This window comes from Accumulibacter sp. (assembly GCF_029255285.1).
Lineage (GTDB): Bacteria > Pseudomonadota > Gammaproteobacteria > Burkholderiales > Rhodocyclaceae > Accumulibacter.
This window is the reverse complement of record NZ_JAPUVI010000085.1, coordinates 71,833-87,078: the sequence shown is the minus strand read 5'-3', so window position 1 is coordinate 87,078 and position 15,246 is coordinate 71,833. Positions and strand designations below refer to the sequence as shown.

Genomic DNA, 15,246 nt, shown 5'->3' with positions numbered 1-15,246 from the left:
GCGCCATGCTCCATCAAGATTGCGTCCCGGCAGGGTTATCCCGCGCCGCAGCCCATCCACAGCGCAGTCCTGCACTGGCTCCCGACTTCGAACCGCAATACCATCGGCTGACCGACGACGCTTCCATCCCGTCTCCTGCCGTCTCCCGTTTCCCCTCGCTACCGATCGTCCACGACGCTCCTGGCGCCCTCGGCGCCGACCTCGTCAGCGAGCGCTATCACCTCGCTATCACCTCATTTCCCAGCCGTCGGCTCCGCACCGGGCGCGAGGCTTCTTGCCCGTTCGACGAGTCGCTGGCCGATGTCGGCCGCGCGGCCAGCGCCGGCGTTGTGCGCAACCCTCGCCGCACTTCGCGCCGCGCCCTGGACAAACTCTGCCAACCCAACCTACTGGTGTAACTGTGTTCTTAGCAATGATTACGGAGGCAACACATGAAGCTCACGCTGACCCATGACGAACTCGAGGACTATTGCAGCGAATTGCACGAATCCAATGCGGCTTTCAAGTCGCATTACCCGGCGGATTCCTTCGAGCGGCAGCCGGTGCACACGGTGTACGGAGGCGCCAATCTGTTCAAGGCCGGCTTCGCCGCCAAGCTGGGTGAGGTGGCGCTGCGCACGCTCGACACCTACGCGCCGAACTACCACGTTTTTGCTCGCGTGCTGGATCTGCCGGGAGCCGATACCTTGCCGACCAACGCCGTCGAGCTCGACAGTCTGACGCGGGCGCTGGAATCCGACCCAGAGCAGGTGCGCGAGATCAAACCGGCCGCCTGGCTGGCCTTCACGGTCTACAACCGGGTTTTGAAGAAGCTGCGCAGCGAGCCGATCGAGGACAACCGTATCGATTTCGAGGACGGCTACGGAAATCGTCCCGACGATGAGGAAGACGCCCATGCCGTCGCCGCCGCTGACGAGGTGGCAAGAGGGATGAGTGAGGAAATTCTCTCGCCGTTCATCGGTATCCGCGTGAAAACCTTCTCCGACGAGTGCAAGCGGCGCTCTATTCGCACGCTGGACATCTTCCTGAGCCGTTTGGCCGCGCAAACCGATGGCAAGCTGCCACCGAATTTCATCATCACACTGCCCAAAGTGACCACCCCGACGCAAGTGTCCACTTGCGCGAAAATTCTCGAGAATCTCGAAGCCAAACTGGGCTTCGCACGGGATTCCCTGAAGATGGAAATCATGATCGAAACCACGCAGTCGATCATCAACCACAAAGGCGAGAACACGGTGCCGCTATTGGTGGCCGCCGCCGCCGGCCGCTGTCGCTCGGCCATTTTTGGCACCTACGACTACACGGCGTCGTGCAACATCACGGCTGCCCACCAGAGCCACACTCACCCGGCCTGCGATTTCGCACGCCACGTGTTGCAGGTCAGCCTAGCGGGAACCGGCATCACGATCAGCGACGGCGCGACCACCAGCATGCCGATCGGGCCGCACAAGGCGACCGGGAATGCGGCGCTTTCCCCCCAGCAGATGGACGAGAATCGCGCCGTCGTGCATGGCGCCTGGAAGCTCCATTTCGACAACATCATGCACTCGATGCGTCACGCGTACTACCAGGGCTGGGACCTGAATCCCGGCCAGTTGCCGGTGCGCTATGCGGCAGTCGACACCTTTTTCCTGAGTGGCCTGCAGGATGCCTCGGCGCGGCTGAATGCTTTTCTGAACAAGGCGGCACAGGCAACGCTGGTCGGCAATACCTTCGACGATGCGGCGACCGGCCAGGGGCTGTTGAACTTCTTCCTGCGCGGCATGGCATGCGGAGCGATCACCGAGCGGGAAGTGCTGGCCACCGGAATTACGCTGGACGAATTGCGTTCCCGATCGTTCGTGCGCATCGTAACTAATCGGACCAGGAAATAGGGCCGGCTGACCGGACATAAGGAAAGGGAGAACCATGACTGAGGTCAATAGCGGGATGCCAGGCGCCTTGACGCATCTCGAATCAGCCGACGGGCTGATCAGGAAGTCGCTGCACTGGATCAAGCAGCAGTGCGCTGGCGGCAAGGGGGTCTCGAACGAGAAACTGGACGAGCATCAGATGGCCAGCTTCGACCTGGCCTGGTGTGCCGCCGAATCGACGGCGGCGCGCTTCGCGGCGGACTATGCCGGCAAAGTGGCCAGCACGCAGCCGTCGGGTACCGGCACTTGTCTGGAAGAGCGGATGGCCCAGGTGTTCTGCGCCGAGGCCTTGCAGAACATCCACCAGCGTTTGCGGGCGCGGCCACAGAGCTTCGGTCTGGACGACGCGGACCTGGCGGCGCTCGGCAGCACGACCGTGAACCGTTTCTGCCAGTCACAACTGGCGGCCAGCCATCTGGAGGCGCTTGGACGGCAGGTCGTCGCCTTGAATGGCGCCAGCGGCGCCTACCTGCTCGGCGACGACGCGATGATGATGCAGGACTCGTTCCGCAAGCTGGCGACCAATGTCGTGATGCCGCTGGCCGAGGAAATTCATCGGCACGACCGCATCATTCCGCGGGAAATTCTCGACCCGCTGACCGAAATGGGTTGCTTCGGTCTGTCGATTCCCGAACGCTACGGCGGCATCCAGAGCGACGATCACGAGGACAACATGGGGATGATCGTCGTCACCGAAGAACTGTCGCGCGGCTCGCTAGGCGCTGCGGGCAGCCTGATCACCCGTCCGGAGATTCTCAGCCGGGCTCTGCTCAAGGGAGGAACCGAAGAACAGCGGCAGAAATGGTTGCCACGGGTCGCCATGGGCGAGCCCTTGTGCGCCATCGCCGTCACCGAACCGGATACCGGCTCCGATGTCGCCGCCATGCGCCTCAGGGCGAGCAAGTGCGACGGCGGTTGGATTCTCGACGGCGTCAAGACCTGGTGCACGATGGCCGGCAAGGCAGGACTCCTGTTGGTTCTGGCGCGCTCCAATCCCGACCGTTCGCTGGGCCACAAGGGGCTCAGCATGTTCCTGGTCGAAAAGGACGCGTACGACGGGCACGATTTCGAGTATCGGCAAGCGCAAGGTGGCGTACTCACCGGCCGTGCGATTTCGACCATCGGTTATCGCGGCATGCACTCCTACGAGGTTTTCTTCGACCACTTCTTCGTCCCGGACGAGAACCTGGTCGGCGGACCGGACGGCGAAGGAAAAGGCTTCTACTTCACGATGGCCGGTTTTGCCGGCGGGAGGATTCAAACGGCGGCACGAGCCATCGGCGTCATGCAGGCCGCTTTCGAACGAGCGGTTTCCTATTCCCAGGAACGCCAGGCCTTCGGCAAACCGATCGGGGACTTTCAACTCACACGCGTCAAGCTGGCGCGCATGGCGACTCTGTTGACCGTGTCCCGGCAATTCACCTACGCCGTCGGTCGCCTGATGGACCAGGGCCGCGGGCAAATGGAAGCCAGCATGGTAAAGCTGTTCACCTGTCGGACAGCCGAATGGCTGACGCGCGAAGCGATGCAGATCCACGGCGGCATGGGCTATGCCGAAGAGTCGCCGGTCAGCCGCTATTTCCTGGATGCGCGCGTGCTGTCCATTTTCGAAGGGGCCGAGGAAACGCTGGCCCTGAAGGTCATCGCGCGGTCGCTCATCGATGCCGTCTAGGGTGCCGGCAAGCCAAACAAAGACGCCAAGGGGAAAATCTCATGTTGCAGGCTATTCGTTTCCGACCGCAGGTCGAACTGGCCGACAAGGTCCTGGTCGACCTGGGCAGGGCGCGCCATCCGCACTACGGCCGCTACCTGGAGGAGTTCGTGCCCGGCCAGGTGTTCGTTCATCCACGTGGCTTTACCTTCCTGCGTGCCCAGATGGAGGCTTTTGCCAGAACCTACATGCAGTGCAATCCGCTGTATCTCAACGAGGAGTACGCCACAGCCCTAGGCTTTTCCGGTCTACCGGCCTCACCGCAGATGGTTTTCAACGTCGTTCTTTCGCTGGGAGTCCAGAACGATTCGGAAAAGGCGATGGCCAACCTCGGCTATTACGATGCCCAGTATCTCTCGCCGGTCTACGCACGGGATACGATCCGCTCGCTGACCAAAGTCGTCGAGCGCAAGGAACGCGGTGCCGGCAAGCCGGGTATCGTGACCATCCGGACAATGGGCATCAACCAGAACGACGAGGTGGTGCTGCAGTATGAGCGCAAGATCATGGTCGCCAGCCAGGGGGACCGGCCAGCGACCACTCCCTTGCCGCAGGCGGCACGACGGCCGGACTTTCCCTGGGCCGAGGAGGCCGAAGTCGTTCTGCCGCAGTTTCCGGAGTCGCTCCCTTCCGGCCTGACGGGACCGAATTCTTTCTTCGAGGACTTTTCCGTCGGCGACATCATCGTGCATGCCAACGGCCGGACAATCACCGATGAGCATCTGGCGCTGACCTATGCCGTGGGCAACACCCATCCGCTGCATTTCGACCAGGTCTTCAGCTCAGGCTTGTCGGGCAAGATGAGCGGTGCCCCCATCGTTTATGGCGGGCTGGTTTTCGCCTGGCTGGAAGGATTGGCAAGCCGCGATGTCAGCGAAAACAGCGTCTGGGAACTTGGCTTTACCGAAGGTTACCACACGCAACCGGCGGTCACCGGCGATACTGTTGCCGCCCTGTCGCGTGTGTTGGCGACCGAGGAAGCCCCCGGCGAACTCGCCGAGCAGCTCGGCATCGTCGGTTTTCAGCTCATCGGCGTCAAGAACGTCAGTGCTTCGCAGGCGCTTGCCGACTATGGCGAGGACTTGTTCATCAAGGAAAACGACAAAAAAGACAAGGGCAAGGAGAAAATCGAAGCGAAGATTTTTGAGATCGAGAGGCGTCTCTTGATCAGAAAAAGGAGATAGTCATGCCTGCCGCCCCGAAAGATCGCGATCAACCGTGGTTGATGCGAACCTATAGCGGTCACAGCTCCGCCAAAGCTTCCAACGAGCTCTATCGAACCAATCTCGCCAAAGGTCAAACGGGATTGTCGGTGGCTTTCGATCTGCCGACGCAAACCGGCTACGACGCCGACAGCCCCTTGGCGCGAGGCGAGGTGGGAAAGGTCGGTGTACCGATCTCGCACATCGAGGACATGGATCAATTGTTCGCCGAGATCCCGCTCGACAAGATGAACACCTCGATGACCATCAACGCCACGGCGGCATGGTTGTTGTCACTCTACGTCGGACTGGCGCAACGCCGGGGCATAGCCCCGAGCCAGTTGAGCGGCACCACGCAAAACGACATCATCAAGGAGTACCTTTCGCGCGGCACCTACATCTACCCGCCCGGCCCGTCGATGCGCCTGATCGCGGACACGATCAACTACACCGTCAAACACGTGCCGAAGTGGAACCCGACCAACGTCTGCAGCTATCACCTGCAAGAGGCGGGAGCAACGCCGGTTCAGGAGCTGGCCTACGCACTGTGCACGGCGATGGCGGTCCTCGACCGCGTCAAGGCGTCTGGCGAGATTGAAGCGCAGGCATTTCCCCAGGTCGTCGAGCGGATTTCGTTCTTCGTCAACGCCGGCATCCGCTTCGTCGAAGAGTGCTGCAAGCTGAGGGCCTTCGGCGAACTGTGGGATCAGTTGACGCTGACCCGCTACCAGGTGACGGATCCCAAGCTTCGCCGTTTCCGCTATGGCGTCCAGGTGAACTCGCTGGGGCTGACCGAAGCGCAACCGGAAAACAACGTCCAACGAATCGTTCTCGAAATGCTGGCGGTGGTCCTTTCGAAACGTGCCAGAGCTCGTGCCATCCAGCTTCCAGCGTGGAACGAGGCCATGGGCCTGCCGCGCCCCTGGGACCAGCAATGGGCGCTGCGCATGCAGCAGGTGATGGCTTTCGAAACCGACCTGCTCGAGTACGGCGACATTCTCGATGGCTCGCCGGTCATCGCCGCCAAGGTCAGTGAGCTGATCGAGGGCGCGCGCCGCGAAATCGAGAACGTCGAGGCTCAGGGCGGGATCATCGCCGCGATCGAATCCGGCTATATCAAGCGCGAACTGGTCGGCAGCCATATGGACCGCCTACGCGCCATCGAATCGGGCGACCTGAAAATCATCGGCGTCAACTGCTTCCAGGAAACCGCCGAATCGCCGCTGACCCTGGGCGGCGACGGCGCCATCATGAAGACCGATCCGGCCGCCGAACGCGAACAGATCGAACGACTGCAGGCGCACCGCAGAAACCGCAACGACGCGGAGGTGCGAGCCGCCTTGCAGGCTCTGACCGACGCCGCAAAAAGCGGCGAGAACGTCATGCCCGGTTCGATTCGCTGTGCCCTGGCCGGAGTCAGCACCGGCGAATGGGGCGACACCCTGCGCGCCGTGTTCGGCGAGTTCAGGCCACCGACAGGCATCGACATCGCCATCGACAGCCGCCAAGTACTTGGCAAGAAAGACCAGGTCAGCGAGCTCAGGGAGCGCGTCGCCCGCACCGGCAACGCGATCGGCCGTCCACTGAAACTGCTGGTCGGCAAACCCGGGCTGGACGGCCATTCGAATGGCGCCGAACAGGTGGCGGTAAAGGCCAGGGATGTCGGCTTCGAAGTCGTCTATGACGGCATCCGGCTGACTCCGCAACAGATCGCCCAGGCGGCGCAGGAAGAAGGTGTGCATGTGGTCGGCCTGTCGATACTCTCGGGAAGCCATATGGAGCTCGTCGAATCGGTTTTGCAGGAACTGCGCTCGCGCGATCTCGCCAACCTGCCGGTAATCGCCGGCGGGATCATCCCACGCGAGGATGCCGAACGACTGGTCGCGTTGGGAGTGCGCGCCGTCTACACGCCGAAGGACTTCAGTCTGAATGCCATCATGGGGGATATCGTCGACCTGGTCCGCGAATGCAACGGGCTGGAACGGCTGGGTTTGCTGCATTGACCGGCAAATGACTCAGATCGTCGATCTTCCCGATCCCGAGCAGCTGGCTTTACGGATCCTGCGCCGGGAGCGGGCGGCGGTAGCCAGCGGCCTGAATCTGCTCGACAACAAGCTGGCCGAAGCGCGCAACCGCTCCGCTCGTCTGCTGGCGGCGCTGGCCGGCGAGCACTGGCTCAAGGACGGTCATTTGATCGGCATCACCGGCCCGCCCGGCGCCGGCAAGTCGTCACTCGTCGCCGCAATGATTCGCGAGTGGCGCCTGTCGGGCAGAAGCGTTGGCGTACTTGCGGTCGATCCATCGAGCCGACCGGAGCTGGGCGGCGGCGCCCTGCTCGGTGATCGCATCCGCATCAAGCACGCGTCCTACGACGAGGGACTGTTCATCCGCTCGCTGGCCAATCGCAATCAACTGGGCGGCGTGGCAAACGAAGTCTGGCCGATGAGCTGGCTGATGTTGGCCTGCTTCGATATCGTCGTGATCGAAACGGTCGGTGTCGGTCAGACGGAAATTGATATTGCCGAGATCGGCGACACGGTTTGTTATGTCGCGCAGCCGGCCTCGGGCGACACGATCCAGTATCTGAAGTCCGGCATCATCGAGATTCCGGACATCTTCGCCGTCAATAAAGCCGATCTTGGCGCAGCAGCGCATAAAACGGCCAGCGAAATCGGCCGCAGCGCACCGCGGCAGGACCGCCGCGAGGACTGGGATTATCCGGTATGTCTGGTGAGCGCCACGACGCATACCGGCATCACGGCCATGCTAGAGCATTGCGACAGACACAGAAGTTTTCTCGCCAATGCCGGCTGGCTGGACAAACTACGCCTGCGCCATCAGCGCGCCTGGGTAGTGCGTCTGCTGAAGGAAGAGTTCGGGACATTTGGCCTCGAGCTCCTCGGAGGTCGCCACCTTATCGGTCAGCGACTGAGCGAAAACCCATCGCATCAATTTGCAGAATATGAACGTATGCGAAAGCATATTTTTTCCAGGTTCATATCGATAAACCAACCAGGCAGTCCAACCACATAGGAGCATTCTAATGACTAAACCATTATATGAACTGGGCGACAAGCCTCCCTTGGGTGAAGTTCCGGAAAAAATGCATGCCTGGCTGATCCGCCAGGACCGCTTCGGCAAACCGACCGAGGCGTTTCAGAAAGAAGTCGTAAACACGCCGTCAATCGCCGACGACGAGGTACTGGTCCTGGTCATGGCAGCGGGGATCAACTACAACAACGTCTGGGCCGCCCTGGGAATCCCGGTCAATGTGATCGGCGCCCGCAACAAAGCAGGCGAACCTGAAGATTTCCACATCGGCGGCAGCGACGCCTCGGGCATCGTCTACGCCATCGGCAAGGACGTGACCAACGTCAAGGTAGGCGACGAGGTCGTCATGCATTGCGGCCAGTGGAATCGCCATTGCGAATGGGTCCGGAACGGCGGCGACCCGATGTACTCGCCATCGTTCAAGATTTGGGGTTACGAAACCAATTTCGGCAGTTTCGCCCAATTCACCAAGGTGCAAGGTCATCAGTGCATGCCGAAGCCCAAACACATGAACTGGGAGGAATCAGCGGCCTATACGCTGGTCGCGGCGACTGCCTGGCGGATGCTGCATGGCTGGGGTAGCAGCTCGATCAAGAAGGGCGACGTGGCGCTGATCTGGGGTGGCGCGGGCGGCCTGGGTTCGATGGCGATACAGATCGCCAAGGCGGTCGGGGCAACCTCGGTGGCTGTCGTATCGGGCGAAGACAAGTACGACTACTGCATGAAACTGGGCGCGAAAGGCTGCATCAACCGCAATGACTTCGATCACTGGGGAATGCTGCCGCACTGGAAGGACAACGCCGGCTACGCCAAGTGGCTGAAAGGAGTACGTTCCTTTGGGGCGAGGATATGGGAAGTGCTGGGCGAAAAGCGTGCGCCGAACATCGTCTTCGAACATCCCGGCGAAACGACGATTCCGACCTCAATCTTCGTCTGTGAGACGGGCGGCATGGTCGTCGTCTGCGCCGGCACGACTGGCTATAATGCCACAGTCGACCTGCGCTACCTGTGGATGCGGCAGAAACGCCTGCAAGGTTCGCACTTCGCCAACGCGGTGCAGTCCAACGAAATGAACCAGTTGGCTCTGCGTGGCCTGCTGGATCCCTGCATGTCGCGGGCCTTCACCTACGAAGAACTGCCGACGGCCCATCAACTGATGCACGACAACAAGCACCCGCACGGCAACATGTCCGTTCTGATCAACGCCATGGAATTCGGCACTGGTGCGAGCGGCAAAGCGCCGGTGACCATCGTTCATCCGACGCTTCCCAAGGGCGACGTACACACCACGCCGGCGCCGTATCCCATGTCTACGCCGCTGCCCGACATCGCCGAGGGCGAGGCGCTCACCATCGCCGACGACGGCACCAAGGTTCGCGATCTGATGCACCATGGCATCATTTCCTGCACGCCGGACGATACCGTCGGAACAGTCGCCAAGATCATGGTCAGTAACGAAATTCACGCCGTGGTGGTAATGGGAGACGACAACCAGGCGATCGGCGTCGTCTCGCAAACAGATATGGTGCTGGCACGGCAAGGCCGGACGCCGGACGAGGCGCGGTCGATGCGTGCCAGGGAGATCATGACTCCGGGTTGCGCGACCTGCGACGCCGACATGCTGTTGAGCGAAGCGGTCAGCCTGATGACGGGCCGGCGCATGCATCGCCTCGTGGTAACCGAGAGCGGCCAACCCGTCGGCGTGATCTCGATGACCGACGTGGTACGCAAGATCATCGGCGAGTAAGCACCGCAGCGCGTCGCGCCCCTCCCCGCCCTCGTTCGGGGAGGGAACGCGCTCCTTCCCACCCCTCAAGGTGGGGAAGGGGTTTCTGCGATCGAGGAGTTGTCGCCATGCAAGCCATCGTCTGCCATGAGCTTTCCGGGCCTTCTGCTTTGCGCCTCGACGAGGTCCCCGAACCACGTCCCGGACCCGGTCAGGTACGTCTGCGGGTCCGTGCCTGTGGGGTAAATTTCGCCGACGGCCTGATTATCCGCGGGCAATATCAAAATCAACTGCAACCACCGTTCAGCCCTGGCTTCGAAGTGTCCGGCGAGGTTCTGGAATTGGGTGCCGACGTACAGGGAATCGCCATCGGCGACCGGGTGATCGCGATCACACCACACGGTGGCTATGCCGAACAGGTCGTCGTCGAACACCGACGCTGCGTGCCGATACCGGCGGCGATGTCCTGGGAAGACGGCGCGGCATTTCCGGTGGTGTTCGGTACATCGCACGTCGCCCTGTGGCACCGGGCCCGCCTGCGCGCTGGTGAAACCCTGGTTGTACACGGCGCATCGGGTGGTGTCGGATTGACTGCCGTGGCGATCGGCAAACAGTTGGGGGCGACGGTCATTGCCACGGCCAACGGCGCAGAAAAACTGGCAGTGGCCGGGCGGCACGGCGCCGATCACCTGATCGACAGCAGCCGCGTGGATTTGACGGAACGGATCCGGGAACTCACCGCCGGTCGTGGCGCTGACGTGGTCTACGACCCGGTTGGCGGTGAGTTGTTCAGCGCTTCTTTGCGCAGCATCGCTTTCGAAGGGCGCCTCCTCGTCGTCGGTTTTGCGAGCGGCAAGGTCCCGCCGATCCCCGCCAATCATCTCCTGGTCAAGAATGTGGACGTCATCGGCCTCAACTGGCCGGCCTACGTGGAATTAAATCCACAACGTCTGAATGAGAGTTTCCGAACCTTGATTCAATGGTATCTCGACGGGGCGATCAAACCGCATGTGACCGCGGTGTATCCGCTGCAAAGTGCTGTCGAAGCGCTCAATCTGGTTCTTAATCGCAAATCGACCGGCAAAGTCGTCATTAATCCGAATTAGGCCATTATAATGCCATGCCAATGGACCGAAAGCCATTAGTCCGCCGCAGAAAAACGCCAGACGAGAAACCAGAGGGTCTATTTCTCGGCACTTCGACGATCGGAACTGGCTATTGGCCAAGGTCCACCTTTATACTGCTTGTCGTCCGCTTGGTCTGTCATCCCTGCCCTCCCGACATCAAGCTGGCGACTTCCGGAAAGCTCGACAAAATCGCCTGGCGCCCGCCACAACGAGTGCCTATCCCTTGGACGCGGCCATGCCGTGTTAATGATCACGAGAAAGGACTGTCATGAATCCCCAAAACGGTTACGACATAGAAGACTTGTCTGTCGGCATGAGCGCCGAAATCGCAAAAACCATTACCGACGCGGACATCGTCCTTTTCGCTGGCGTGTCGACGGACGTAAATGCGGTTCATATGGATGAGGACTTCGCCAAGACGACGATGTTCGGCGGCCGCATCGCACATGGCATGCTGTCCGCCAGCCTGATTTCCGCGGTACTGGGCAATCGCCTGCCAGGCCCCGGAACGATCTACTTGAGCCAGTCCTTGCGCTTCCGCGCACCGGTGCGCCCGGGCGACACGGTTCACGCCAGGGTGACGGTGAAGGAAGTCGTCGCCGACAAATGCCGGGTGATGGTCGATACCGTCTGCACCGTTGGCGACAAGGTAGTCATCGATGGAGAAGCCACACTGATGACTACCTCGAAGCGAAAGCGGGAAGCCGCCGGCAAATAAGCGACCAGCGAGCCGCGCCGGCGTAAAAACCCGGCCTGTCCGGGTGGCCCCGGCGGCCGCAGCTTGGCCGACACGACTCGCTCGCCACAGCGGCGGCGCTCAGACTGGCGTCAGTTCAGCGTCGGCGCGCATTGCCGCCGTACCGTCCGGTCCTTGCGCCTCGAGCGACACCCGGCCTTGGTCAGCGGTCGCAACGAGACGGAAAGGCGCCAGGTCGAACAGCGGCGCCAGACCACGGAAACTGTATTCGCGCACCGGCTGCGCGATCTGCCGGCGAACCAGTTCCAGCAGCAGGACTGCCGTCAGCGGGCCGTGCACAACCAAGCCGGGATAGCCCTCCTCCTGGACCGCGTAGGGGCGATCGTAGTGGATCCGGTGGGCGTTGAAGGTCAATGCCGAAAAACGGAACAGGAGTCGCGGGTCCGGCGTGACGACACGAGACCAGGCGCTCGCCGGAAGCGGAGGCCAGTCGCTGGGGCGAGGCGCGGCTAGCGGCGGCCCTGGTTCCCGGTAAACGATGTCCTGTTCCTCTTCGATGCACAGCCGTTCGTTCTGGAAAATTTGGCAGAGCACCGAGACAAAGGCCAGCGATCCCGAGCGGCCAGACTTCTGCCGAATGTCGCGAATCAAGGCTTCGCGGCGCGCTGGCTGGCCGATGATCAAGGGCCGATGGAAGCGCAGGTGCGCGCCGGCAAACATTCTTCGCGGATAGGGAATCGGCGGCATGAAGCCGCCACGCTGCGGATGTCCATCGACGTCCAGGAGGGCCAGTGGCGCCCTGGGCAGGAAATAAAACCAGTGCCACAAGGGTGGCAGCTCAAAGCCTTTGGCAAACGGCGTCAGGGTGTCGTCGAAGGTCGCCGCGGCGGCCAGCGCCGGCGCCAGCGACAGTTCATCCTCGGTCACCTCGCGGCGACCAATCCACTGCGCGTAGTCCGCTGCCGAGTCGTCCATGCTGTACTCCTTCCGGTGTTTTTCGAGTCCGTCCAGCAAGTACAGCACAGCCAACGAACAAACTCAAGCCTTCGCCGGCTGGCCACAGCCACTCGCCGGCGTGCTCGAATCTTGCGCCAAGCGCGACGTTTGCCCATATACTGTGTCGCTTAGGTCGGTACCGGGCTTGGCGCGTGAAGATGAAATAGTCGTCAGATTTCCCGGCCCGGCCATCGGGAGGATAAGCCATGAGAGAGGAAGCAGCTTCGGCGCCAGCCTCGCCGCCGCGACCCGAATTCGCGGGCGCAGCGAACGAGGCGCCGGCCAGCGCTGCGAAATCGGCCGCCGGCACTCGCCGGGCCCTAGAAGATCAGGATCAGGAACACTCACCCGAAAGCGACCGTCTGGCGATGAGCGGTCTGCGCGTCATCGACGTCGGAACCTTTCTCGCTGGCCCCTACGCGGCGTCGATACTCGGCGAGTTCGGTGCCGAGATCCTTAAGGTCGAGCACCCGATCGCCGGAGATCCGATGCGCCGCTTCGGAACGGCGTCGAAGCGTCACGACGCGACGCTAGCCTGGCTCAGCGAAGGGCGCAACAAGAAATCGGTCACTCTCGACCTGCGCCAACACGAAGGCGTCGAACTGTTTCTCAAGCTGGTCGCCAAGTCCGATGTCCTGATCGAGAACTTCCGCCCCGGAACGATGGAGGAATGGGGGCTCGGCTGGGAGGAACTGCGCCTGGCCAATCCCGCTCTGGTCATGCTAAGGGTATCCGGCTACGGGCAAAGCGGACCGTACCGCCGACGGTCGGGCTTTTCGCACATCGCACACGGTTTTGCCGGCCTGTCCTACCTCGCCGGCTTCCCTGGCGAAACGCCCGTACTGCCCGGTACGGCGCCGCTCGGTGACTACCTTTCCAGCCTCTATGGCGCGATCGGCATCCTGCTCGCACTGCGCCATCGCGAAGCGACCGGCGAAGGCCAGATGGTCGATATCGGCATCTACGAAGCCGTTTTTCGCCAGATGGACGAAATCGCCGCCGCCTACGGCCTGTTCGGCAAGGTTCGCGAGCGCGAAGGCGCGGGCAGCTTCGTCGCCGTTCCGCACGGGCACTTCCGCACGTTTGATGACAAATGGGTGGCAATTGCCTGTACCACCGACAAGATGTTTGAGCGCTTTGCCACAGCCATGGAAAGACCCGAACTCGCGTCGGCCGAGCGTTATGGCGAGCAGCGCAAGCGCCTCGCGGCGCGCGACGAAGTGAACCGCATGGTCATCGAATGGGTCGGGTCCCTGACCCGCGACGAAGTCATGAAACGCTGCATCGATCGCGAAGTACCGATCGGTAAACTCAATAGTATCGCCGACATGTTCGAGGACGAGCATTTCAAGGCACGCGGCAATCTCGCCCGGCTGACCGAGGAAGGCCTCGGCGAGGTCGTGATTCCGGGTGTCGTGCCAACGCTTTCCGAGACGCCAGGCCGGATTTCCAACCTCGGGCCGCCACTGGGCAACGCGACGTATGAGGTCCTGCGCGAACTGCTCGGCATTTCGGCACAGGAAATCAAGCGGCTTCGGCAACGCAAGATCATTTGAACAGGCTTTTCGCCAGGAGATTCATGCCCACTGAGCAGTCAGAAACCCGTTTGCCACTGGCCGGAATCCGGGTCGTCGATGCCGCAACGGTCATTGCCGCGCCTTACAGCGCGAGCATCCTCGGCGAATTCGGCGCCGACGTACTGAAGGTCGAGAACCCCAAAGGCGGCGACCCGTTGCGCCATTTCGGCACCCCGACCCGTCGCAAGGATACGCTGACCTGGCTCAGCGAGGCACGCAACAAACGCTCCGTAACGCTCGACCTGCACCTGCCGGACGGTGTCGAGCTGTTCAAGAAGCTGATCGAGAAATCGGACGTCCTGTGCGAGAATTTCCGGCCCGGAACCCTCGAAAAGTGGGGACTGGGCTGGGACGTGCTGCGCAAGATCAACCCCGGTCTGATCATGCTGCGCGTTACCGGCTATGGACAAACCGGCCCCTACCGCGACCGACCCGGTTTCGCCCGCGTCGCGCATGCCGTCGGCGGTATTGCCTTCCTCTCGGGAATGCCGCGCGGTACGCCAGTGACACCGGGTTCGACGACTCTCGGCGACTACCTGACCGGCCTCTATGGCTGTCTCGGCATCCTGATGGCCTTGCGTCACCGTGAACGCACCGGCCAAGGACAATACATCGACGCCGCGCTGTACGAATCGGTCTTTCGCTGCACCGACGAACTGGCGCCGGCCTACGGCATGTTCGGCCGGGTGCGCGAGCGGCACGGACCGACACATAACGACTTCGCTTGTCCGCACGGTCACTTCCCGACCAAGGACGACGGCAAGTGGGTCGCCATTTCGTGCGTCACCGACAAGCTCTTCGAGCGCCTGGCAATCGCCATGGGCCGCCCGGAACTCGCCGCACCGCACGTCTACGGCAACCAGAAGACCCGCCTCGAAAATCGTCACGACGTCAACGAGATTGTCCGCGACTGGTGCGGGTCGCTACACCGTGAAGACCTTCTTGCCCGCTGTTTCGCCGCCGGCGCACCGGCCGGCCCGCTGAACAGCATTGCCGATATCTTTGGCGACCGACAGTTCCACTCCCGGCGCAATCTGGTGGCCATCGACGAACCGGATATCGACGAGACGGTCATCGTTCCGTCGGTACTCCCGCGCCTATCGGCGACACCGGGACGAATCAAGCATCTTGGACCGCGTCTCGGACAGCACACCGAAGAAGTACTTTCGGATCTTCTCGGGCTGACCACCGACGAAATCGCCAAACTGCGCGACAAACGCGTGATCTGAGCCATACTCTGGGAGGG

At 61.9% G+C, this 15,246-nt stretch carries 12 protein-coding genes and 1 pseudogene; 12 read left to right on the top strand and 1 reads right to left on the bottom strand.

The window, feature by feature from the left end; all coding sequences use genetic code 11:
* The first annotated feature begins 5 nt into the window (after positions 1 to 5).
* From Q1M07_RS09710 to Q1M07_RS09665, 10 genes and pseudogenes are all read left to right on the top strand, one after another.
* On the top strand, positions 6 to 398 hold the full coding sequence (locus tag Q1M07_RS09710; protein ID WP_300453397.1) for a hypothetical protein: 393 nt from the start codon (positions 6 to 8) through the stop codon (positions 396 to 398).
* 33 nt (positions 399 to 431) lie between these two features.
* Positions 432 to 1,874 carry an aldolase/citrate lyase family protein gene (locus Q1M07_RS09705; RefSeq protein WP_300453395.1) on the top strand — a complete coding sequence of 481 codons (1,443 nt, stop codon included), beginning with the start codon at positions 432 to 434 and terminating at the stop codon, positions 1,872 to 1,874.
* A gap of 34 nt (positions 1,875 to 1,908) precedes the next feature.
* Positions 1,909 to 3,585 (top strand): acyl-CoA dehydrogenase family protein, encoded by a 1,677-nt coding sequence (locus Q1M07_RS09700; protein WP_300453393.1) that lies wholly within the window; start codon positions 1,909 to 1,911, stop codon positions 3,583 to 3,585.
* Positions 3,586 to 3,626: 41 nt separating this feature from the next.
* Positions 3,627 to 4,808 (top strand): MaoC family dehydratase, encoded by a 1,182-nt coding sequence (locus Q1M07_RS09695; RefSeq protein WP_300453391.1) that lies wholly within the window; start codon positions 3,627 to 3,629, stop codon positions 4,806 to 4,808.
* 2 nt (positions 4,809 to 4,810) lie between these two features.
* Complete coding sequence (locus Q1M07_RS09690; protein WP_300453389.1) at positions 4,811 to 6,829, top strand: protein meaA; 2,019 nt, start codon at positions 4,811 to 4,813, stop codon at positions 6,827 to 6,829.
* Positions 6,756 to 7,859, top strand: a complete 1,104-nt coding sequence (locus tag Q1M07_RS09685) for a methylmalonyl Co-A mutase-associated GTPase MeaB (RefSeq protein WP_366984050.1) — start codon at positions 6,756 to 6,758, stop codon at positions 7,857 to 7,859. Before Q1M07_RS09690 ends, Q1M07_RS09685 begins: the two co-directional genes overlap by 74 nt.
* Before the next feature lie 10 nt (positions 7,860 to 7,869).
* Positions 7,870 to 9,102 (top strand): annotated as a pseudogene (gene ccrA / locus Q1M07_RS09680) (crotonyl-CoA carboxylase/reductase); the annotation flags it as partial.
* Positions 9,085 to 9,624, top strand: a complete 540-nt coding sequence (locus Q1M07_RS09675; RefSeq protein WP_366984054.1) for a CBS domain-containing protein — start codon at positions 9,085 to 9,087, stop codon at positions 9,622 to 9,624. The pseudogene ccrA and the gene Q1M07_RS09675, both read left to right, overlap by 18 nt.
* Before the next feature lie 107 nt (positions 9,625 to 9,731).
* Positions 9,732 to 10,709 (top strand): NADPH:quinone oxidoreductase family protein, encoded by a 978-nt coding sequence (locus Q1M07_RS09670; protein ID WP_300453385.1) that lies wholly within the window; start codon positions 9,732 to 9,734, stop codon positions 10,707 to 10,709.
* Between the two features lie 289 nt (positions 10,710 to 10,998).
* A complete protein-coding gene (locus tag Q1M07_RS09665; protein ID WP_300453384.1) occupies positions 10,999 to 11,448 on the top strand; it encodes a MaoC family dehydratase in 450 nt (149 codons plus the stop codon).
* Between the two features lie 99 nt (positions 11,449 to 11,547).
* Here the strand turns inward: Q1M07_RS09665 and Q1M07_RS09660 are convergent, their stop codons facing one another.
* On the bottom strand, positions 11,548 to 12,402 hold the full coding sequence (locus Q1M07_RS09660; RefSeq protein WP_300453382.1) for an acyl-CoA dehydrogenase: 855 nt from the start codon (positions 12,400 to 12,402) through the stop codon (positions 11,548 to 11,550).
* A gap of 389 nt (positions 12,403 to 12,791) precedes the next feature.
* Here Q1M07_RS09660 and Q1M07_RS09655 point away from each other — a divergent pair, with 389 nt between their 5' ends.
* Both Q1M07_RS09655 and Q1M07_RS09650 read left to right on the top strand, forming a co-directional pair.
* Positions 12,792 to 13,979, top strand: coding sequence for a CoA transferase (locus Q1M07_RS09655; RefSeq protein ID WP_300453445.1), 1,188 nt, complete (start codon positions 12,792 to 12,794; stop codon positions 13,977 to 13,979).
* Positions 13,980 to 14,002: 23 nt separating this feature from the next.
* Positions 14,003 to 15,229: a CoA transferase gene (locus tag Q1M07_RS09650; protein WP_300453381.1), complete on the top strand. Its 1,227-nt coding sequence runs from the start codon at positions 14,003 to 14,005 to the stop codon at positions 15,227 to 15,229.
* Positions 15,230 to 15,246: the final 17 nt, after the last annotated feature.

What these genes read in the sequence shown, in the direction of transcription:
- Q1M07_RS09690 (WP_300453389.1), top strand. Translation starts at nt 4,811, where the DNA reads ATGCCTGCCGCCCCGAAAGATCGCGATCAACCGTGGTTGATGCGAACC.
- Q1M07_RS09705 (WP_300453395.1), top strand. Translation starts at nt 432, where the DNA reads ATGAAGCTCACGCTGACCCATGACGAACTCGAGGACTATTGCAGCGAA.
- Q1M07_RS09675 (WP_366984054.1), top strand. Translation starts at nt 9,085, where the DNA reads ATGGAATTCGGCACTGGTGCGAGCGGCAAAGCGCCGGTGACCATCGTT.
- Q1M07_RS09685 (WP_366984050.1), top strand. Translation starts at nt 6,756, where the DNA reads ATGCCATCATGGGGGATATCGTCGACCTGGTCCGCGAATGCAACGGGC.
- Q1M07_RS09695 (WP_300453391.1), top strand. Translation starts at nt 3,627, where the DNA reads ATGTTGCAGGCTATTCGTTTCCGACCGCAGGTCGAACTGGCCGACAAG.
- Q1M07_RS09670 (WP_300453385.1), top strand. Translation starts at nt 9,732, where the DNA reads ATGCAAGCCATCGTCTGCCATGAGCTTTCCGGGCCTTCTGCTTTGCGC.
- Q1M07_RS09700 (WP_300453393.1), top strand. Translation starts at nt 1,909, where the DNA reads ATGACTGAGGTCAATAGCGGGATGCCAGGCGCCTTGACGCATCTCGAA.
- Q1M07_RS09660 (WP_300453382.1), bottom strand. Translation starts at nt 12,402, where the DNA reads ATGGACGACTCGGCAGCGGACTACGCGCAGTGGATTGGTCGCCGCGAG.
- Q1M07_RS09710 (WP_300453397.1), top strand. Translation starts at nt 6, where the DNA reads ATGCTCCATCAAGATTGCGTCCCGGCAGGGTTATCCCGCGCCGCAGCC.
- Q1M07_RS09665 (WP_300453384.1), top strand. Translation starts at nt 10,999, where the DNA reads ATGAATCCCCAAAACGGTTACGACATAGAAGACTTGTCTGTCGGCATG.
- Q1M07_RS09655 (WP_300453445.1), top strand. Translation starts at nt 12,792, where the DNA reads ATGAGCGGTCTGCGCGTCATCGACGTCGGAACCTTTCTCGCTGGCCCC.
- Q1M07_RS09650 (WP_300453381.1), top strand. Translation starts at nt 14,003, where the DNA reads ATGCCCACTGAGCAGTCAGAAACCCGTTTGCCACTGGCCGGAATCCGG.